Origin of the sequence: Streptomyces sp. NPDC021562, from assembly GCF_040640875.1 — a bacterium.
In the GTDB taxonomy this organism is placed as follows: Bacteria; Actinomycetota; Actinomycetes; order Streptomycetales; family Streptomycetaceae; genus Streptomyces.
In genome coordinates this window covers 34,421-55,408 of sequence record NZ_JBFACN010000036.1, presented here as the reverse complement: position 1 = coordinate 55,408, position 20,988 = coordinate 34,421, and the positions used below count along the sequence as shown (strand labels likewise).

The following is a 20,988-nucleotide window of genomic DNA, read 5'->3' as shown; positions in this document are numbered from 1 at the left end:
CATGGCACGCGACTTCTACGAGGTTCTCGGGGTCCCGCGGGACGCCGACAAGGACGAGATCCAGCGGGCCTATCGCAAGCTGGCCCGCAGGTACCACCCAGACGTCAACAAGGACCCCGCGGCGGAGGAACGGTTCAAGGAGATCAACGAGGCCTTCAGTGCGCTGTCCGACCCCGACCAGCGGGCTCGTTACGACCGCTTCGGCGAGGACTTCCGGAAGGTACCCGAGGACTGGGAGGAACGGGTCGGTGCCGGCGCGGGAGCGGGCGGCGGCTTCCGCTGGTCCACCGGGGGCGGCGGCCCCCGGGTCCGGTACGGCACCAGCGGCTTCGGCGCGGAGGGCGTCGACGTCGACGACCTGTTCGGCTCGTTCTTCGGGGGCGCCGGACGGATGCGTGTCCCCGGAGCCGACCAGGAGGCCGAACTGCCGCTCACCGTCGAGGAGGCCTACCGCGGAGGCCGCCGCACCGTCACCCTCGCCGGGCCCTCCGGGCAGCCGCGGCGGTACGAGGTCGAGGTGCCACCGGGTGTCACGGACGGGCAGCGCATCCGCCTGGCGGGAGAGGGCGGCCGGAGCAACGGTGACGCCCCCGCGGGGGACCTGTACCTGCGGGTGCGCATCGAGCCGCACCCCCGGTTCCGCCTCGACGGCCGGGACGTGTACGTGCAGCTTCCGGTCACCCCCTGGGAGGCCGCGCTGGGTGCGACGGTTCCGGTGCCCACGCCGAGCGGGGCGACGGCGAAGGTCACGGTGCCCGCGGGCTCGTCCAGCGGCCGGCGGCTGCGGCTGCGCGGTGAGGGCATGCCGAACCCGCGGGGCGCGAACGGCAGCCTCTACGCCGAACTCCGGATCACGGTGCCGCCCAGGCTCAGCGACCGGGAGCGCGCACTGTTCGAGGAACTCGCCGCCGTCTCCTCGTTCGACCCCAGGAGGACACGATGAGTGACCCACGCGTCGGGGCGCGCCAGGCGTCCCGGCTGACAGCTGCCGCCCCGGCACGCGTCCGGTACGCGATGGTGCCGGTGCCCAGGCTCTCTCTGGGGACCGTGGCCCGCCGCTCCGGGGTCCATCCCGACCTCATCCGCCGGTTCGTCGCTCTGGGCCTGGTCGAGGCCGAGCGCGACGCCTCCGGAGGGCTGGCGTTCGCACCCACGGCACCGGCCGTCGTCGCCCGTATCCAGCGGCTGCGCACCGGACTCTGCCTCAACTACGCATCCATCGGCCTGGTGCTCGACCTGCTGGACCGCATCAGCTTGCTCGAAGCCGCCCTGCGCCGCACCGGTACGAGGAGTGAAACACCCCCATGGACATGAACCGTCTCACCCAGAAGTCCCAGGAAGCCCTCCAGGAGGCCCAGAGCGCGGCCGTCGGCATGGGGCACACCGAGGTCGACGGGGAACACCTGCTGCTCGCGCTTCTCGACCAGGAGGACGGTCTGATCCCACGGTTGCTGCAACAGGCCGGCACCGAGCCGAAGGAACTGCGCGCGGCCGTGCGCGAGGAACTGTCCCGACGCCCGAAGGTCACCGGTCCCGGCGCGGCACCCGGCCAGGTCTTCGTCACCCAGCGCCTGTCCCGCCTGCTCGATGCCGCCGAGCGGGAGGCCAGACGTCTCAAGGACGAGTACGTGTCCGTGGAGCACCTCCTGCTCGCGCTGGCCGAGGAGGGCTCGGCGACCGCCGCCGGACGCCTGCTCAAGGAGCACGGCGTGACCCGGGACTCGTTCCTGAACGCGCTCACCCAGGTCCGCGGCAACCAGCGGGTCACCTCCGCCAACCCCGAAGTGGCCTACGAGGCACTGGAGAAGTACGGCCGCGACCTCGTCCTCGAAGCCCGGTCCGGGCGGCTGGACCCGGTCATCGGCCGCGATGCGGAGATCCGCCGCGTCACCCAGATCCTCAGCCGCAAGACCAAGAACAACCCCGTCCTCATCGGCGATCCCGGCGTCGGCAAGACCGCCATCGTCGAGGGCCTGGCCCAGCGCATCGTGCGCGGCGACGTACCCGAGGGCCTGCGCGACAAGACGGTGTTCGCCCTCGACATGGGCTCCCTGGTCGCCGGCGCCAAGTACCGCGGCGAGTTCGAGGAACGCCTCAAGGCCGTACTGGCCGAGGTGAAGGCCGCCCAGGGACGCATCCTGCTCTTCGTCGACGAACTCCACACCGTCGTCGGCGCGGGCGCCGCCGAAGGGGCCATGGACGCGGGCAACATGCTCAAGCCGATGCTCGCCCGCGGCGAACTCCACATGATCGGTGCCACCACCCTCGACGAGTACCGCAAGCACATCGAGAAGGACGCCGCCCTCGAACGCCGCTTCCAGCAGGTGCTGGTCGACGAGCCGAGCGTGGAGGACACCATCTCCATCCTGCGCGGACTGCGCGAACGCCTGGAGGTCTTCCACGGCGTGAAGATCCAGGACACCGCGCTGGTCTCCGCGGCCACCCTCAGCCACCGCTACATCACCGACCGGTTCCTGCCCGACAAGGCCATCGACCTCGTCGACGAGGCGTGCGCCCGGCTCCGTACCGAGATCGACTCGATGCCCGCCGAACTCGACGAGATCACCCGCCGCGTCACCCGCCTGGAGATCGAGGAGGCGGCCCTGTCCAAGGAGACCGACGCCGCCAGCAAGGCGCGCCTCGAGGAACTGCGCAGGGAACTGGCCGACCTGCGCGGCGAGGCCGACGCCAAACGCGCCCAGTGGGAGGCCGAACGGCAGGCCATCCGCCGCGTGCAGGAGCTGCGCCAGGAACTGGAGCAGGTCCGCCACGAGGCGGAGGAGGCCGAACGCGCCTACGACCTCAACCGCGCCGCCGAACTCCGCTACGGCCGCCTCCAGGACCTGGAGCGCCGGCTGAAGGCCGAGGAGGAGCAACTCGCCGCCAAACAAGGGCAGAACCGGCTGCTGCGCGAGGTCGTCACCGAGGAGGAGATCGCCGAGATCGTCGCCGCCTGGACCGGCATCCCCGTCGCCCGCCTCCAGGAGGGCGAACGCGAGAAGCTGCTGCGCCTCGACGAGATCCTGCGCGAGCGCGTCATCGGCCAGGACGAGGCCGTCAGACTCGTCGCCGACGCCATCATCCGCGCCCGCTCCGGCATCCGCGACCCGCGCCGCCCCATCGGCTCGTTCATCTTCCTCGGCCCCACCGGCGTCGGGAAGACCGAGCTGGCCAAGACCCTCGCGGCGGCCCTGTTCGACTCCGAGGAGAACATGGTCCGCCTCGACATGAGCGAGTACCAGGAGCGGCACACCGTCAGCCGGCTCATGGGCGCACCCCCCGGATACATCGGTTACGAGGAAGGCGGCCAGCTCACCGAGGCCGTACGCCGCAAGCCGTACTCGGTCGTGCTGTTCGACGAGATCGAGAAGGCGCACACCGACGTCTTCAACACCCTGCTGCAGGTCCTCGACGACGGCCGCATCACCGACTCCCAGGGCCGCACGGTCGACTTCCGCAACACCGTGATCATCATGACGTCCAACATCGGCTCCGAGCACCTCCTCGACGGCGCCACCGCCGAGGGCGAGATCAAGCCGGACGCCCGCGCCCTCGTGATGGGCGAGCTGCGCGGGCACTTCCGCCCGGAGTTCCTCAACCGCGTCGACGACATCGTGCTGTTCAAGCCGCTCGGTGAGCGGCAGATCGAGCGGATCGTGGAGCTGCAGTTCGACGAGCTGCGCCGCCGGCTCGCCGAACGCCGCATCACCGTGGAACTCACCGCGGCAGCCCGGGAGGTGATCGCCCACCAGGGCTATGACCCGGTCTACGGGGCCCGGCCGCTGCGCCGCTACATCTCCCACGAGGTCGAGACGATGATCGGCCGTGCCCTGCTGCGCGGTGACGTCCAGGACGGCGCGACGGTCCGCGTCGACGCCGAACACGGCGAACTGGTCGTCACCTACGACCAGCCCGAGGACGTGAAGGGAGCGCGGGCGGCATGAACACGATGCACGCGACGACCGTCAGGTGTCCGCACTGCGGGCGCACCAACCGGGTGCCCGCGGCCGCGGACGGCCGCCCCAGGTGCGGCCACTGCAAGCAGCCCCTGCCGTGGCTGGTGGACGCGGGTGACGACGACTTCACCGAGGTCGCCGAGCGGGCCGGCATCCCCGTCGTGGTCGACCTGTGGGCCACCTGGTGCGGCCCCTGCCGCATGGTCAGCCCCGCACTGGAGAAGGTCGCCACCGATCTCGCCGGCCGCATCAAACTCGTCAAGGTCGACATCGACAAGAACCCACGACTGGCGCAGCGCTTCGAGGTGCAGGCCGTACCGACCCTGCTGATCCTCGACCGGGGCGAGACGATCGCCCGGCAGGCGGGGGCGGCGCCCGCCCCCGCCCTGCGCCAGTGGGTGGAACAGTCGCTCACCGCCCGTAAAGGGTGATCCGGATGACCCTGCACGCAGACCCCCACCTCGCGCTCGTCCGGCCGGTCCAGCCGCTGACCCCGGAAGGGTGTCAGGAGTGTCTGATGCTTGGCTCCCCGTGGGTCCACCTGAGGCTCTGCCTGACCTGCGGGCACGTCGGCTGCTGCGACTCCTCGCCGAACAAGCACGCCCGCAAGCACGCGGCTGCCGTCGCCCACCCGATCGTGCAGTCCTTCCAGCCCGGCGAGGACTGGCGCTGGTGCTTCGTCCACGAGGCGTTCGTCTGATGTCCGGCGACCAGTCCCCGCCGGGCGCAGAACCGGTGCCGGAGAACGCGGACGAGGCCGCCTTCCGGGAGACCCCGGACATCTACGGTGCCTATCCGCGCCTCACGGAGGACCAGACCGCACGTCTGGCGGAGCACGGGCAACGCCGGAGCGTGGCTCCGAACGACGTGCTGATCCGGGAAGGGGAGCGCTGCGAGACGTTCTTCGTCGTCCTCAGCGGTTCCGTCGCCGTCGTCGAGGACCACGGCACTCCCGAGGAGCACGTGCTGCGCGTGCACGGCCCCGGTCGCTTCATCGGCGAACTCGGCCTGCTGCACGGACAAGTGGCCTTCTACACCGCGGTCGCCAGGGAGCCCGGCGAGGTCCTCGTCATCTCCCTGGACCAGTTGCGCCACCTGGTGTCCCAGGACCCCACCATCGGGGACCTCGTGCTGCGCGCCTGCCTGTGCCGTCGGGCGCTGCTCGTCGGACAGGGCGCCGGCTTCCGCATCATCGGCTCGCGCTACTCGCCCGACACCAGACGGCTGCGCGAGTTCGCCGTCCGCAACCGGCTGCCGCACCGCTGGATCGACCTGGAGACCGACGAGGAGGCCGAGAAACTGCTGCGCCGCTTCGGCGTCGGCCCGGCGGAGACACCACTCGTCATCTGGCGGGACACCACCCTGTTGCGCAACCCCAGCAACGCGGAACTGGCCCGGCTCATCGGCCTGCCGTCACTGCCCGCCGGAAACCGTCACGGCGACGTCCTCATCGTGGGTTCCGGACCCGCCGGCCTCGCCGCCGCGGTGTACGCCGCCTCCGAGGGCCTGAGCACCACGGTGGTGGAGGCGATGGCCACCGGCGGCCAGGCCGGCACGTCGTCCCGCATCGAGAACCTGCTCGGCTTCCCCTCCGGCATCTCCGGCGCCGAACTCACCGAACGCGCCGTGCTCCAGGCCGACAAGTTCGGCGCCGGGATCAGCCTTCCGCAGGAGGCGACCGGTCTCCACGCCAAGGACGACGACCACTACGTCGTGGCGTTCGCCGACGGCAGCGAGATCGCCGCCCGCGCCGTCGTCCTGGCCATGGGGGCCCGCTACCGCCGGCTCCGGGTGCCCGGCATCGAACGCCTGGAGGGAACGAGCGTGCACTACTCGGCGACCGTCTACGAGGCCCAGCAGTGCCGCACCGACCCGGTGGCCGTCGTCGGCGGAGGCAACTCGGCGGGTCAGGCGGTGCTGTTCCTCGCCGGGTACGCGCCGAAGGTGTACCTGCTGGTCCGAGGACCCAGCCTGGAGGCCAACATGTCCCGCTACCTGATCGACCAGGTCGAGCGCCATCCGCGAGTGGAGGTCATGCTGCACACCGAGGTCACCGAGGTCATCGGCCAGGAGGCGCTGGAGGAGCTCGACGTGGTCGACAACCGCACGGGCGGGCACCGCCGGCTGGCGGTACGGAGCCTGTTCGTCTTCACCGGCGCCGAACCCCACACCGACTGGCTCGCAGGCACCCTCGCCCTCGACTCCCGCGGCTTCGTCCTGACCGGGCCGGAGGCCCAGGAAGCCTGCACGTCCCCCGAGGTGTGGCACGGCCGCGGGCGCTCGTGCCTGACCCTGGAGACCAGCCTGCCCGGGGTGTTCGCGGTGGGGGACGTCCGCAGCGGCTCGGTGAAGCGGGTGGCCTCCGCGGCCGGTGAGGGCGCGATGGCCATCCACTTCGTGCACCGGCACCTGGGGCACTCGGCCGTACCCGGCACCACCGGCACGTCGGCTGTCGCGGGCCGCTCGGACGCCTCCCCACGCATACGCCACAAGGAGTCCGCTTGGCTCGCATGACGCATGGCACGACCGTCCTGCCACCGCGGTGACGGCCTGCCGGACCACTGGTCGCGAACGTGGCCTGGCGTCACCTGTCGATCTCGGTCACACTGCCCGCATGGGTGCCGACCCCGGGCTGTTCACCCCGGCCTCCGTGACCTGGCAGCTGCACGGCGACCCCATGATGTGGGTCGCCGGGATCCGCGCGCTCTACCTCCAGGCCCTGCACCCTCGGGCGGTCCGCGGGGTGATGGAGAACTCCGACTTCCGGCGGGACGCCTGGGGCCGGCTGATGCGGACCGCGAACTTCGTCGGCACCACGACCTACGGCACCACGGAGGCCGCCGAGCGGGCCGGGGCCCGGATCCGGAAGGTCCACAGCATGCTCGGGGCGACCGACCCCGACACCGGCGAGCGCTACGGCGTGGACGACCCCGAACTGCTCCTGTGGGTGCACTGCGCGGAGATCGACTCGTACCTGCACGTGGTCCGCCGCTCCGGCTTCCCGCTCACCGACGCCCAGGCCGACCGCTACCTCGCCGAACACCGGGTCAGCGCCCGCCTGGTCGGCCTCGATCCCGCGACCGTACCCGCCGACCGGGAGGAGCTGGCCGCCTACTTCGAGCGGACCCGGCCGCTGCTCGCCGCCGGGGCCGACGCGCGCGACGTGTACGACTTCCTGCGCCGGCCGCCGACGCACCCGCTGCTGATACCGGCGCGCGAGGTGCTGTGGCGGCGCGTGGCCGGTCTGGCGTACGCCGCTCTGCCGCCGTACGCCCACGCGTTGTACGGCGCCCCGGCCCCGGAACCCGCCGTCGTCACCCGGCGACTGCGTGCCACCGGCACCGCCTTGCGCTGTGTTCCCGCACGTCTGCGCTGGCAACTCCCGCCCAAACACATCCTGCGGGCCATGGCGAGGCTCGGCCCGGCCGCGCGCCCGGCACCGTACAAAGTCGGCTCCTAGACCGCCATACTGGTCGACCAGGGGGCCCGGATTCGGCCGGTTCGGCGCGGTCGCACCGTTACGGCCGGGAACGGGCGGAGCTGGAGGCGACGGGGGGGCGACGGCGCGCGATGGCTGACTGCATGCTGGTCCAGGGGAGGTACCGGCTGCTCGACCTGATCGGGCGGGGCGGGATGGGCGAGGTGTGGCGGGCCCGCGACGAGTCCCTCGGCCGGCAGGTCGCCGTGAAGTGCCTGAAACCGCTCGGCCCGCACCACGACCAGGCGTTCACCCGCGTGCTGCGCGAGCGGTTCCGCCGCGAGGCCAGGGTGGCCGCCGGGCTGTCGCACCGCGGGGTCACCGTCGTCCACGACTTCGGCGAGTCCGACGGCGTCCTCTACCTGGTGATGGAGCTGCTCGACGGCCTTGACCTCAGCCGGCTCCTGGAGGACAACAAGCACCATCCGCTGCCCGTCGGGGACGTCGTCGACATCGCCGAGCAGGTCGCCGCCGCCCTCGCCTACACCCACCAGCAGGGCATCGTGCACCGGGACCTCAAACCCGCCAACATCATGCGGCTGACCGACGGCACGGTGAAACTCTGCGACTTCGGCATCGCCCGCCTCGGCCACGACATCGGCTTCACCTCCCGGCTGACCGGCACCGGCATCGCCATGGGCACCCCGCACTACATGTCACCGGAACAGATCGGCGGCACCGAGGTCGACCCGCGCAGCGACCTGTACTCGCTGGGCTGCGTGCTGTACGAGATCGCCACCGGCGCACCGCCGTTCGACCTCGACGACGCCTGGGCCGTCCTCGTCGGCCACCGCGACACCCCGCCCGTCCCGCCGCGCGCCCACCGCCCGGAACTGCCCGGCTGGTTCGAGCAGGTGATCCTCGACCTGCTCGCCAAACGCCCGGAGCAACGCCCGTACGACGCCCGGGAACTGGGCCGCCGGATCACCTCCGGGCGCACCACCCCCACGTACGTCCCCACCGTCGTCACCGCGCGGCCCGGGCTCCGGACTCCCCAACCGGGGCCGAGGGAGACCCGGCTGCCCCCCTGGACGCGTGGCATGACCACCGGCCACAAGGCGGCCGGCACCACCCTGAGCACCACCCCGCCCGACCCGGGCGCCGGACTCACCGGGGACTGGATCGCCCGCCCGCCCACCGGCACCTCCGCACCGCCGCCGCCCGGCACCCTCGCCCCGCCTCCAGGGTCCGCCCCCGTGCCGCCCCTGGGGTCCGTCCGCGTGCCTCCGCCAGGGCCCGCCTCCGTGCAGCCTTCGGGGTCCGTCTCCGTGCCTCTGCCGGGGTCCGTCCCTGTGCCGCCCCCGGGGTCCGCCCCCGTGCCGCCCCCAGGGGTCCTCGCCGCCCTCGTCGGCCGCCACAACGCCGGGCTCGGCCTCGGCCGGCTCGGGCGCTGGGCGGAGGCCGGCCGGATCCACCGCGCGGTCGCCGCCGAACGCGCCCACCTCCTCGGCCCCGACCACCCCGACACCCTCGCCAGCCGCTACGAGACCGCCTTCACCCTCAGCCGCACCGGCCGCCACGCCGACGCCCTGCGCGAGTACACCGAGGTCGCCCGGGCCCGGGAGCGGGTGCTCGGCCCCGACCACCCGGACACCCTCGCCGCCCGGCAGGAAACGGCCTACGTGCTCGGCCGGCTGGGCCGCCACTTCGACGCCCACCAGGTGTACGCGGCGGTCCTCGCGGCCCGGCAGCGCCTGATGGGCCCGGACCATCCCGACACCCTGCGCTGCCGCCACAACCTCGCCTTCAACCTCAGCAGACTGGGCCGGCTGGAGGACTCGTACCGGATGGCCCAGGACGTGGCCGAGGCCCGCGCCCGGGTGCTGGGCCCCGAGCACCCGGACACCCTGGTCACCCGCTACGAAGTCGCTTACGCGCTGGGACAGCTGGGCCGCTGGGAGGAGGCCCTCGGGACCTACGGCGAGGTCGCCGACGCCCGTGCCCGGGCCCTCGGCCCCGACCACCCCGACACCCTCGCCGCCCGCTACGAGGTCGGCATCAGCCTGGGGCGCCTGGGCCGCAGCGCGGACGCGCTCACGCTGTACCGCGCCCTGATCGACGACCGCACCCGCGTCCAGGGCCCGGCCCACCCCGAGACGCTGCGCGCCCGCCACGGACTCGGCGTCAACCTCGGCCGCCAGGGCCGCTGGGAGGAAGCCCTCGCCGAGTCCCGTGACGTCTGCGCGATCCGCGAGCGCGTCCTCGGCCCGGACCACCCCGACACCCTGGTCAGCCGCCGCGAGGTGGCCGTGAGCCTCGGCTGGCTGGGCCGCTGGACGGACGCGCTGACCGAGTACCGCCGGGTGGCCGCGGCCCGGGAACGGGTGCTGGGCCCCGACCACCCCGACACCCTGGCCAGCCGCAACGACGAGGCGCACTGCCTGGAGCAACTGGGCCGGGGCGGCGAGGCGGTCGAGCTGTACCGGAGGGTGGCGGTACTGCGTCAGCAGCGGGCCTCCGGCCGAGCCCGGTGACGCACCCCGCCCGTACCCGCGAAACCGAACCCGCCCGTGGAACGGACCGGCACGCCTCTTACCCAGCTAGATCATCACGTGTTACGAAGAACCATGCCCCCTGCCACCGAAGCGTCCCGGACCTACGACACAGTCATCGTCGGCGGCGGCCACAACGGCCTGGTCGCAGCGGCCTACCTGGCCAGGGCCGGCCGCTCCGTACTCGTACTGGAGCGACTCGGCCACACCGGCGGCGCAGCCGTCTCCACCCGCCCCTTCGCAGGGGTCGACGCCAAACTGTCGCGCTACTCCTACCTGGTCAGCCTGCTGCCCAGGAAGATCGTCCGCGACCTCGGCCTGGACTTCCGCGTCCGGGGCCGCACCATCTCGTCGTACACGCCCGTGGAGCGGGCCGGCCGGCCGACCGGACTGCTGGTCGGCGGCGGTGAGCGGCGGATCCGCGAGGCCTTCGAACGGCTGACCGGCGGCAAGGACGAGTACCGGGCCTGGCGGCGGTTCTACGGCATGACGGGCCAGGTCGCCGAGCGGGTCTTCCCCACCCTCACCGAACCGCTGCCCACCCGGGACGAGCTGCGCCGCCGGATCGACGACGAGACGGCCTGGCGGACGCTGTTCGAGGAGCCCATCGGCGTCGCGATCGAGGAGAACTTCACCGACGACCTGGTGCGCGGGATCGTCCTCACCGACGCGCTGATCGGTACCTTCGCCGACGCCCACGACGCCTCGCTGCGGCAGAACCGCTGCTTCCTCTATCACGTCATCGGCGGCGGCACGGGAGCCTGGGACGTACCGGTCGGGGGCATGGGCGCCCTCACCGACGCGCTGGCCGCCGCCGCGCGCTCGGCGGGCGCGGTGCTCGCCACCGGGCACGAGGCGGTACGGATCGAGACCGACGGCCGGACCGCCGAGGTCGCCTACCGCACCGCCGACGGCGAGGGAGTCGTCGGCGCCCGCGACGTGCTGGTCAACGCGTCCCCGCAGGAGCTCGCGGCCCTCACCGGAGACCCGGCGCCGGAGCCTGCCGAGGGAGCCCAGCTCAAGGTCAACATGCTGCTCAAGCGGCTGCCCAGGCTGCGCGACACCGCCGTCGACCCGCGCGAGGCGTTCGCCGGCACCTTCCACATCGCCGAGGGCTACGAGCAACTGGCCGCCGCGCACGCCGAGGCGGCGGCCGGCCGGCTCCCCACCGCCCCGCCCTCGGAGATCTACTGCCACTCCCTGACCGATCCCACGATCCTCGGCCGCGACCTCGTCCAGCGCGGCTACCAGACGCTCACCCTCTTCGGCCTGCACACCCCCGCCCGGCTCTTCGCGGCCGACCACGACGCCGTGCGCGCCGAACTCCTCCGGGCCACCGTCGCCCAGCTCGACGCCCACCTCGCCGAACCGCTCACCGACTGCCTCGCCCTCGACGCGGACGGCCGTCCCTGCATCGAGGCCAAGACCCCCCTCGACCTGGAACGCGACCTGCGTCTGCCCGGCGGCAACATCTTCCACCGCGACCTCTCCTGGCCTTACGCCGAGGAAGGAACCGGCCGCTGGGGCGTCGAGACGCGGCACCCCAACGTCCTGCTGTGCGGGGCGGGGGCGGTCCGCGGGGGAGGGGTGAGCGGGGTGCCGGGCCACAACGCGGCGATGGCACTGCTGGAGCGCGGCCGGGACTGAAAATCTGACGGAGCATCAGAAAACCTCTTCCGTCGGCCGCCCGGCTGCGGCATCCTGCGCCCATGCAGACGGAGCTGAGCAAGACCCTGGGAGTCGAGCACGCCGTCTTCGGCTTCACGCCGTTTCCCGCCGTGGCCGCGGCCATCAGCCGCGCCGGCGGTTTCGGAGTGCTCGGCGCGGTCCGCTACACCGCTCCCGACGACCTCAAACGCGACCTCGACTGGATCGAGGCGCACGTCGACGGGAAACCGTACGGGCTCGACGTCGTCATGCCCGCCAAGAAGGTCGAGGGCGTGAGCGAGGCCGACGTCGAGGCGATGATCCCCGAAGGGCACCGGCAGTTCGTCAGGGACACCCTCGCCAAGTACGGGGTGCCCGAACTCGCCGAGGGGGAGGCGTCCGGTTGGCGCATCACCGGGTGGATGGAGCAGGTCGCCCGCACCCAGCTCGACGTCGCCTTCGACTACCCGATCCGGCTGCTCGCCAACGCCCTCGGCTCGCCGCCCGCCGACGTCGTCGACCGCGCCCACGACCGGGACGTGTTGGTCGCCGCGCTCGCGGGCAGCGCCCGGCACGCGGTGAAACACAAGGACGCCGGCATCGACATCGTCGTGGCCCAGGGGTACGAGGCCGGCGGTCACACCGGCGAGATCGCCACCATGGTCCTCACGCCCGAGGTCGTCGAGGCCGTGGCCCCGCTGCCCGTCCTCGCGGCCGGCGGCATCGGCAGCGGGCAGCAGGCGGCGGCCGCGCTCGCCCTCGGCGCCCAGGGGGTGTGGCTGGGCTCCCTGTGGCTCACCGCCACCGAGGCCGACCTCTCCTCGCCCGCCGTCACCCGCAAACTGCTCGCCGCCGGCTCCGGCGACACCGTGCGCTCCCGCGCCCTCACCGGGAAACCCGCCCGTCAGCTGCGGACCGAGTGGACCGACGCCTGGGACGACCCGGCCGGCCCCGGCACCCTGCCCATGCCCCTGCAGGGCCTGCTCGTCGCCGAGGCCCTCACCCGCATCCAGAAGTACGAGGTAGAGCCCCTGCTCGGCACCCCCGTCGGTCAGATCGTCGGCCGGATGACCGCCGAACGCAGCGTCCAGGCCGTCTTCGACGACCTCACCCGGGGCTTCGAGCAGGCCGTCGACCGCATCAACCGCATCGCCGGAAGGAGCGGCTCGTGACCAGCACGCCCCCCGCCGGATTCTGGGCCCAGGCCGCCCACGACCCCGACCGCACGGTGCTCGTCGCACCCGACGGCGAGGAATGGACCGCCGGCCGCCTGCACACGGCCACCAACCGCCTCGTCCACGGACTGCGCGCCGCGGGCCTGCGCCGCGGTGACGCCTTCGCCGTCGTCCTGCCCAACGGGCCCGAGTTCCTCACCGCGTACCTGGCCGCCACCCAGGCGGGCCTCTACCTCGTCCCCGTCAACCACCACTTCGTCGGCCCGGAGATCGCCTGGATCGTCGCCGACTCCGGCGCGAAGGTCCTGCTGGCCCACGAACGCTTTGCCGGCCCCGCCCGGCAGGCCGCCGACGAGGCCGGCCTCCCCGCCACCCACCGGTACGCCGTCGGTGACGTCGAGGGCTTCCGCCCGTACGCCGAACTCCTCGAAGGACAGCCCGGGTCGGCGCCCGCCGACCGTGAACTCGGCTGGGTCATGAACTACACCTCGGGTACGACGGGACGCCCCCGCGGCATCCGCCGCCCGCTGCCCGGCAGGCTCCCCGAGGAGGCGTACCTCGGCGGCTTCCTCGGCATCTTCGGCATCCGGCCCTTCGACGACAACGTCCACCTGGTCTGCTCGCCGCTCTACCACACGGCCGTGCTGCAGTTCGCGGGCGCCTCGCTGCACATCGGGCACCGCCTGGTGATGATGGACAAGTGGACCCCCGAGGAGATGCTCCGCCTGATCGACACCCACAGGTGCACGCACACCCACATGGTCCCGACCCAGTTCCACCGCCTGCTCGCCCTCCCCGAGGACGTGCGGGCGCGCTACGACGTCTCCGCCATGCGGCACGCCATCCACGGCGCCGCCCCCTGCCCCGACCACGTCAAACGGGCCATGCTCGACTGGTGGGGCCCCAGCGTGGAGGAGTACTACGCGGCCAGCGAGGGCGGCGGCGCCTTCGCCACCGCCGAGGACTGGCTGAAGAAGCCCGGCACCGTCGGCAAGGCCTGGCCGATCAGCGAACTCGCGGTCTTCGACGACGACGGCAACCGGCTGCCGCCCGGTGAACTCGGCACCGTCTACATGAAGATGAACACCGGCGGCTTCGCCTACCACAAGGACGACGCCAAGACGAGGAAGAACCGCATCGGCGACTTCTTCACCGTCGGCGACCTCGGCTACCTCGACGAGGACGGCTACCTTTTCCTCCGCGACCGCAAGATCGACATGATCATCTCCGGCGGGGTCAACATCTACCCCGCCGAGATCGAGGCCGCGCTCCTCTCCCACCCCGCCGTCGCCGACGCCGCCGCCTTCGGCATCCCGCACGACGACTGGGGGGAGGAGGTCAAGGCCGTCGTCGAACCGGCCCCAGGCCACGAACCGGGCCCCGCCCTCGCCGCCGCCCTGCTCGCCCACTGCGCCGAGCGGCTCGCCGGCTACAAGTGCCCGAAGACCGTGGACTTCATCGCCGAAATGCCCCGCGACCCCAACGGAAAGCTGTACAAGCGGCGGCTGCGGGACCCCTACTGGGAAGGGCGGACCCGGCCGGTGTGACCGCACCCGGCGTCGCAGGGGCGCGGGCTGGACCGACTCTCCAGGAACTTCCCGAGACCGGCCGCGTCGGTACCGATCTTGCGGTAGATGCGGGACAACAACTGCCGTACGCCCTGCTCGGTGAGGTGCAGTTCCTTGGCGACCACGGCGGCCGGTTGCCCCTGGACGGTCAGTTCGGCCGCATGCAGCTCCTGCGTGTCCAGGGTGTCCGCCTTGACGTAGCGCAGGGGCAAGGGGCGCATTCCGGCGGCCGACAGTTCCTCCCGGGCCCGGCCGGCGAGTGCCTCCGCGCCGCAGTGCACGGCTCCCTCCAGACCCTGGTAGAGCCGGTCGGCGGCCTCCTGGAGCCGTCCGGTCCGCGACAGCGCGGCGCCGTGGCCGATCTGGGCGCGGGCCAGTTCGTAGGCGGCCGGCGACTGTTCCAGGTGGTCGACGGCCGCCGCGTACAACTCCAGGGCCGCCGGGCCGCCGGTCACCTCGGCGAGGGTGTGCAGGGCCTGCCCGACGGCGGAGGGGGCACCGAACTCCCGGGCCCGCCGCACGGCCTCCCGGGCATGGCCGATCGCCTCGTCCGGGGAGCTCGGGGCGAGCGCGGACGCGAGCCGCAACTGCCAGGGGCACCACGCGGGATTGCGCCAGCCCCGGCCGTCCAGCCACGCCCCGACCGAGGCCAGCAGCCGCGCCGCTTCGGCGTGCCGTCCCTCCGCGAGGAGCAGTTCGGCGTACACGGTGCGGGGGTCGGGATAGATCACGGCGTTGGGAGCACTCTCGCCGAACTGGTGCTCGTCGGCGAGCGCCCGCGCTTCGGCCTGGCGCCCGCGGGCGAGGAGGGTCTGGATCAGGACGCTGACGCCGTACCACCGGGCGGCCACCACGCCTTCCACCTTGTCCGCGCTGCGCAGGCCCGCCCGGACGAGGTCCTCGGCCTCAACCAGACTGCCGCGGTGGTAGCGGACGTAGCCGGCGATGGTCTGGCCGAACGCCAGGTGGGAGCCGTGCCAGCCCTTGGCCGTGCACTCGGCGATCCCGTTCTCGAACAACTCCTCGGCCCGCCGCGGCTGGTCGCCGTACATGAACACCAGCGCGACCGAAAGGGGGACCTCGAAGCCCCGGTTCTCGTCGGTCCAGCTCATTCCGCCGCGCAGGGACTTCTCGGCGTACGTGAGCGCGGTGTCGCGCGGCTCTCCGCGCAGGACGGCATCCCAGGCCCGCAACCCCAGGATGTAGCGTTCCTCCAGGCTCCGACCCGGCAGCTGTTCGGCGAGACGTGTCAGTGTCCTGGAGCGGGCGGGCGAGTCGGGGGCGCCGGCGTGCATCGTGCTCCAGACGAACTGATCCGCCTGCATGCGCAGTTTGACGCGCGGATGCGTGGCCTGGCGTGCCTCCTCGGCGGCCACCGCTACTGCCTCGGCCATCTGATCGGTGTGGGCCAGCGCGGTCGTCAGCCGGTAGACGACGGAGGCGCGCAGATCGGGGTCGATGTCCGGCTCCGCCAGCGCCTCGCGGAGGTAGCGCACCGTGGCCGTGGGCTCGATCAGGAACGTGGCGCATGCGAGTTCGTGCAGGACCGCGGCACGGTCCTCGGGCGGTGGCGGTTCCTGCAGCGCCCGGGTGAGCAGCCGCCGGGCGGCATCGGTCGCCCCGGCGCGGAGGTAGTCGCGGGCGGCCTCGCGCAGACATGCGACCGTCTCGGGGCTGCCCTCACAGGGCACCTCCATCAGATGCCGGGCGGCGGCTGTGGGTCCGAACCCCGCGGTCAGCAGAGCCTCCGCGGCGGCGTTGTGCAGACCGGCCCGAAAGCCGGCGCGGATGGACCGGTAGATCGTCGTGGCGATCAGCGGATGGACGAACTCCAGCTCTCCTTCCAGGCCGTGGCCGTCGGCCAGGATCCGGGCCGCACGCAGCTGCTGGGTGGCCTCGGCCGCGGCGTCGTCCCCGAGCACCGCGATGGCCGCGGCGAGCTGCGGCGAGAAGGGCGAACCCAGTACGGCCGCGACGTCCGCGAAACGGACGGTGGCCGTGTCGAGGCGCTTCAGACGATCGATCAGCCCCGGCCCCTTGATGGCCGCGGCGAGCTCCCGCATCGCGGGCAGATCGTCCTGGGTGCCGCGGACCTTCCGCTCGGCGAGCCCGATGGCGAGCTCCACCGTCTCGAAAGGGCTCCCGCCGGTCGCCGACCAGCATTCCTTGCAGAAGACGTCCTCGGCCGCCGGGCCCACCTCGCTCCTGACGACCTGTGCCACGCCGTCGGCGGTGAGCAGCGCCAGGTCGTGGGGCCGGTCCCCATGGTCCGCGACGAGGGCGCGCAGGGCGCACTCCTCGGACGGCACCTCGTCGGGCCGGTAGGCGATGACGACCAGCAAGGGGAGGTCGTCGATCCGGGACGCGAAGGAAGTGAGCCAGCTCAGGGATTCGGCGTCCGCCCAGTGCAGGTCGTCCACGAGCAGGACGACGGGCGCCTTCCTCACCGCGAGCCGCGTCATGACCCAGTCGAGGCCCTCGCGGACCCCGGTCGGGTCGGGCGCGGGGGCGGTCCCCTTCGCTTCCAGGCCGAGGACGGCGGCCATGACGTCGTACCAACTTCCCAGGAAGGCGCGGAGTTCCGCCCCGTCCATAGTGGCCAGTGGCGGCTGCATCAACTGGCGCACCACGCGGAACGCCGACCCCTGCTCGTTCTCCCCGCCCCGGCCCGACAACACGGTGAATCCGCCGGCCGCGGCCCGGTCCCGTGCCTCCGTGATCAGTGCGGTCTTTCCCAGTCCGGCCGCGCCCCGGAAAGCGAGCAGCCCCCTGCGCCGCGCCCGGGGCACACCGTCCGCAGCGCGGCGCAGTTCCTGGAATGCGGCACCGAGAGCCTCAAGTTCCTTGCGGCGTTCGATCAACGTGCTCCGCTCGGTGATCGGTTGCCGCGGCTCCATCGCCATGTGCCGTACCGCTTTCTGTCGTTCGGCCCGGAGGAGCCGAGCGTACGCCTCACCAGGTCACGTCAGGACGGATTAAGCACCATAGGGTGAATCATGACATGATGGTGGTATAATGCCCGCCCCCAGGGGGTATGGGACAGCAACGGCCACTTCCCCGTGCCGCCTACGGTGCGGCGGGCACCGACGTCACCTCCGCGTAGCGCGGTACGTCGCGGCACCAGTCATAGCACCCGCGCATCCAGCCGGTCATGCCCTCCAGGTAGCCGGTGCCGGCCGGGCTCAGCGTCGGTTCGATCCGGGCGTGGAGTTCCTGGAACTCCTCGATCGCGTCGTTGATCTCCCGGACGGCCGACAGCACCGCGTCCTGGAGAGAGCACCGGCGCCGGCGTTGGTGGGCCAGGGCCACGTTGATCATCTCGCCCGCGCGTTGTTCCTTCACCACCGAGAAGAGGTCCGCCGTCCATACCGCCACGTCGGACGACAGCCGGCTCAGCCGCTCCATGACGGGATGGTGGAGTTCCGCGACGGGCAGCTCGCGTGACTGGGCGGCTTCGTACAACGGGTAGAAGGGCTCGACCCCTGCGGTCAGGGACCGTATCGAGACGCAGTCACCGGTCCCGAGCAGGAAGGGATGGGTCTGGGCCACGGCTTCGTACAGCAGGCCGTGCACGTACTCGCGGCTCTTCCAGGCCCATCGCGCGGCCTGCGCGGGTGTGCACCGCTCCCTGACCTGCCGGTGGAGATCCGTGAGCGCCGCTCCCAAGGGCGTGCTGGGCGCCCGGCCGTCCCGCAGGATCTCCGTGCTCTCGCACAGCACCGGCAGCAGGCGGCCGGGGGAGCGTCGGCCGACGGCCTCCGCGTGGTCGTCGAACACGAACTGGTACGCGATCTGGTTGGCGACGATCTCCAGGAGACCAGCGTCCACGGCAGGGCTCGTGCGGGACGCCAGTGCGGCCGGCCGGGTGCGGTGGATCATCTCCGCGACCCCCGGTTCGGCGTCCAGCCCCCACTCGCTCAGCCACGCCTCCACCCCCGCCACGGCCTCGGCCTCGTGCGGGTTGCGGCGGAACGGGAACGGCATGTGGAGGTGGTCGTCGATCAGGTCCCTGAGGTTCGGGACCGGTTCCCCCTCCTCCGCGGCGGCGAGCGGAATTTCCTCATGCGTGGTCGACAACGTCGTCACCTGCCGTTCGTGATTCCGGCGCGCCGTGGGCGGCCGCTGTGCGGGATTCGCAGGTCATGACCAGGGAGCGCGGCCCCATCGTGATCCCCGGGCGCGGCCGCTGCTCGGCGTGTCCCGGCAGCCGCCGCAGCCGCCACCGTCCGGCGATGGTGGCGAGTGCCAAGGTGGCCTCGACCATGGCGAACTCGTCACCGAGGCACTTGCGGCTGCCCGCCGCGAACGGCATCATCGCGCGGCGCTGCTCCGCGGTGGGCCGTCCCGGCAGCCAGCGGTCGGCGTCGAAGCGCTCCGGGTCGGGGAACGACGACGGATCGTGGTGGAGGAGGTAGGGGCTGTACAGCACGGTGGCTCCCGCGGGCAGCCGGCACCCCGCGAGTTCCGTCTCCCCGGTGGTGACCCGGGTGAAGAGCCAGCCGGGGGACGAGTGGCGCAGCGTCTCGGTGACGACGCACCGGGTGTGGACGAGGCGCGGCAGGTCGTCGGCACGGGGAAGCCGGCCGCCGGGGAGGACGGCGTCGAGCTCGGCGTGCAGGCGCCGCTCCACCTCGGGGTGGCCGGCCAGCAGACCGAAGGCGCCGGCCAGGGTGAGGGCTTCGGTCTCGGCGCCCGTGAGCAGCAGGGTGATCAGGTGGTCGTGGACGTCCTGGTCGGTGAGGGCCGGTGTCCCGCCGTCCCCGTGTGCCGCCGCCAGCAGCGTGCCCAGCACGTCGTCGCGGACGGCGCCCCGCCGCCGCTTCGCGATCGCCGTGTCGATGACGGCGTGCAGACGGGAGAGCGCGCGCCGGTAGCGGCGGTTGGCGGGCGTCGGGAGGCGGAACAAGGCGTCGACGGGGACGACCGTGCGGACGAACAGGCCGCGCACGACGTCCGTCAGACAGTCCCGGACCTCGGCGGCGGTCGTCTCGTCCAGGGAGTCGGAGAGCAGGACCCGGCTGATCACGCGGGTCGTCAGGGACATCATCGCCTCGGTCACGGCGACCGGCTGCCCGGTGCGCCAGGAGCGGGACACCGCCTCGGCCTCCGCGGTGATCAGGTCGGTGTACGCGGCCACGTGCGAGGGCCGGAAGCCGGGCTGCAGCAGTCTGCGCTTCTCCCGGTGCGTCGGCTGGCGGCAGGTGACGAGGCCGTCGCCCATGAGCTTGCCGAGCCTGTCGTACAACGGGCCCCCCTTGTCGAAGGTGTGCGGGTCCATGAGCACCTCGTGGGTCAGCTCGGGACTGCACACCATCCAGGCGCGCTGGGGACCCAGCCGTATCTCGACCAGATCCCCGTACGCGGGCAAAGAATTCAGAAACGCCAGCGGCCGTCGGTAGAAGGCGATACCGTGGCCGAAGAGAGGGAATATGCCGGGAGCAGTACCTGTCGTCCATATTCGTTTTTGTGCAGGCACGGCGCGGTTCACGGAGACCTCCTGCGCAGCTCGGTAAGGCGAGTCCTGCCCAATTGAGCCGTGTCCGGGTTTCCCGAATCCTTTCTTCAAAGGGGCGCACGGAAGCACACGGAAGCAGAATCGCCTTTCGCGAACGCGCATTGATGCACTGCTCGGCCCTTTGGGACCCCCTGAGCACCGCGCGTGTGGTCCAGCCCCAGCAGGCACAGGACCCGCTTCCCGGCCGAGAACAGCCGGGTCCGGGGCGGAGCCCGCTTCGAACGGGGCCAATTCGCCGAACGGCCCACGGCTCACGCAGCCGACCGCGACGGTCTGTCATGTCGGGTCAGAGGCCTGGCCGGCGCTCGTCGGGGGCGCCGACTACGGACTGCAGGGCGTGCCGCCAGGACCCGCCGGCTGCGCCTGGGCCTGCTCGTGACGAGCAATCGGATCCGGCCGCCCGCCGTCCTCGGCAAAATGGCCACCACAGTCGACGTGATCTCCGGAGGCCGCCTGATCATGGGCCTCGGCGTGGGCGGCACCGTCCAGGCTCCCGACGCGGGCGGCATCGCCGGCGAGAACCCGGCCGTCGCGGAGTACGCGGCCTACGGCCTCACACTCGTCCCGCCCGCCGAAGGCATCGCCCGCCTGGAGGAGATCATCACCATCCTCCACGGCATGTGGACGCGGGACGTCTTCGACTTCCACGGCCGCTACTACACCCTGACCAGCAACCGCAACGAGCCGAAACCTGTCCAGCAGCCAGGCCCGCCCCTGCTCATCGGCGGCTGGGGAAACAGGACGCTCCGCCTGGTCGCCGAGCACGCCGACATCTGGAACATCCCCGGACCGCCGCACAACACGCTGGACTACATCACCGAGCGCAGTGCCGTTCTGGACGATCACTGCGCCACCATCGGCCGTGACCCGCGGACGATCACCCGCTCCGTTCAGTACATCGTCTCCTACGACGACCCGGCCACCGACCGCAAGACCATCGGGGAGCTCATCGCCGCGGGCGTGACGCACATCGTGCTGAGCCTGCGGAGCCCTTATCCTCCACAGGCCGCGCGCTGGCTCGCCGACCAGATCATCACGCCCGTACGCAGCGCGACAGGAGAATAACCCTCCCACCTCGCCCGACGCGCTACGCCAACGGCCTGCTACGGCAGTAGCTCCGCAAAGGCAGGACCTGTCCCACCGCAGCCGGACAACTT

General features: G+C 72.2%; 15 protein-coding genes. 12 read left to right on the top strand and 3 right to left on the bottom strand.

What is annotated here, in order from left to right; translation table 11 throughout:
- The first annotated feature begins 1 nt into the window (after position 1).
- The 11 genes from AB0G52_RS36570 to AB0G52_RS36520 all read left to right on the top strand — a co-directional run bounded on the left by AB0G52_RS36570 (position 2) and on the right by AB0G52_RS36520 (position 14,295).
- Positions 2 to 943 (top strand): J domain-containing protein, encoded by a 942-nt coding sequence (locus AB0G52_RS36570; protein WP_361342846.1) that lies wholly within the window; start codon positions 2 to 4, stop codon positions 941 to 943.
- A complete protein-coding gene (locus tag AB0G52_RS36565) occupies positions 940 to 1,314 on the top strand; it encodes a chaperone modulator CbpM (RefSeq protein WP_361342843.1) in 375 nt (124 codons plus the stop codon). Before AB0G52_RS36570 ends, AB0G52_RS36565 begins: the two co-directional genes overlap by 4 nt.
- Positions 1,305 to 3,944, top strand: coding sequence for an ATP-dependent chaperone ClpB (gene clpB / locus AB0G52_RS36560; protein ID WP_361342840.1), 2,640 nt, complete (start codon positions 1,305 to 1,307; stop codon positions 3,942 to 3,944). Before AB0G52_RS36565 ends, clpB begins: the two co-directional genes overlap by 10 nt.
- On the top strand, positions 3,941 to 4,387 hold the full coding sequence (gene trxA, locus AB0G52_RS36555; RefSeq protein WP_132887619.1) for a thioredoxin: 447 nt from the start codon (positions 3,941 to 3,943) through the stop codon (positions 4,385 to 4,387). The genes clpB and trxA overlap by 4 nt, the downstream gene beginning before the upstream one ends.
- 5 nt (positions 4,388 to 4,392) lie before the next feature.
- A complete protein-coding gene (locus tag AB0G52_RS36550) occupies positions 4,393 to 4,656 on the top strand; it encodes a UBP-type zinc finger domain-containing protein (RefSeq protein ID WP_020943546.1) in 264 nt (87 codons plus the stop codon).
- Complete coding sequence (locus AB0G52_RS36545) at positions 4,656 to 6,470, top strand: FAD-dependent oxidoreductase (RefSeq protein WP_361342836.1); 1,815 nt, start codon at positions 4,656 to 4,658, stop codon at positions 6,468 to 6,470. The genes AB0G52_RS36550 and AB0G52_RS36545 overlap by 1 nt, the downstream gene beginning before the upstream one ends.
- Before the next feature lie 100 nt (positions 6,471 to 6,570).
- On the top strand, positions 6,571 to 7,416 hold the full coding sequence (locus AB0G52_RS36540; RefSeq protein WP_132887621.1) for an oxygenase MpaB family protein: 846 nt from the start codon (positions 6,571 to 6,573) through the stop codon (positions 7,414 to 7,416).
- Between the two features lie 110 nt (positions 7,417 to 7,526).
- A complete protein-coding gene (locus AB0G52_RS36535; RefSeq protein WP_132887622.1) occupies positions 7,527 to 9,908 on the top strand; it encodes a serine/threonine-protein kinase in 2,382 nt (793 codons plus the stop codon).
- A 93-nt stretch (positions 9,909 to 10,001) separates the two neighbouring features.
- A complete protein-coding gene (locus tag AB0G52_RS36530; RefSeq protein ID WP_132887623.1) occupies positions 10,002 to 11,573 on the top strand; it encodes an NAD(P)/FAD-dependent oxidoreductase in 1,572 nt (523 codons plus the stop codon).
- Positions 11,574 to 11,635: 62 nt separating this feature from the next.
- On the top strand, positions 11,636 to 12,745 hold the full coding sequence (locus AB0G52_RS36525; RefSeq protein WP_132887624.1) for a nitronate monooxygenase: 1,110 nt from the start codon (positions 11,636 to 11,638) through the stop codon (positions 12,743 to 12,745).
- Positions 12,742 to 14,295: an acyl-CoA synthetase gene (locus AB0G52_RS36520; RefSeq protein WP_132887625.1), complete on the top strand. Its 1,554-nt coding sequence runs from the start codon at positions 12,742 to 12,744 to the stop codon at positions 14,293 to 14,295. The genes AB0G52_RS36525 and AB0G52_RS36520 overlap by 4 nt, the downstream gene beginning before the upstream one ends.
- On the opposite strand, the gene AB0G52_RS36515 is transcribed toward AB0G52_RS36520, so the two are convergent.
- The 3 genes from AB0G52_RS36515 to AB0G52_RS36505 all read right to left on the bottom strand — a co-directional run bounded on the left by AB0G52_RS36515 (position 14,265) and on the right by AB0G52_RS36505 (position 19,792).
- Positions 14,265 to 17,219 (bottom strand): AAA family ATPase, encoded by a 2,955-nt coding sequence (locus AB0G52_RS36515; protein WP_132887626.1) that lies wholly within the window; start codon positions 17,217 to 17,219, stop codon positions 14,265 to 14,267. The two genes, AB0G52_RS36520 and AB0G52_RS36515, sit on opposite strands and share 31 nt — an antisense overlap.
- Positions 17,220 to 17,382: 163 nt before the next feature.
- On the bottom strand, positions 17,383 to 18,402 hold the full coding sequence (locus AB0G52_RS36510) for a (-)-alpha-amorphene synthase (RefSeq protein WP_132887627.1): 1,020 nt from the start codon (positions 18,400 to 18,402) through the stop codon (positions 17,383 to 17,385).
- Positions 18,377 to 19,792 carry a cytochrome P450 gene (locus AB0G52_RS36505; RefSeq protein WP_361342871.1) on the bottom strand — a complete coding sequence of 472 codons (1,416 nt, stop codon included), beginning with the start codon at positions 19,790 to 19,792 and terminating at the stop codon, positions 18,377 to 18,379. The genes AB0G52_RS36510 and AB0G52_RS36505 overlap by 26 nt, the downstream gene beginning before the upstream one ends.
- Positions 19,793 to 19,975: 183 nt before the next feature.
- Between AB0G52_RS36505 and AB0G52_RS36500 the strand changes: the two genes are divergently transcribed.
- Positions 19,976 to 20,896: an LLM class flavin-dependent oxidoreductase gene (locus AB0G52_RS36500; RefSeq protein WP_361342829.1), complete on the top strand. Its 921-nt coding sequence runs from the start codon at positions 19,976 to 19,978 to the stop codon at positions 20,894 to 20,896.
- Positions 20,897 to 20,988 lie beyond the last annotated feature (92 nt).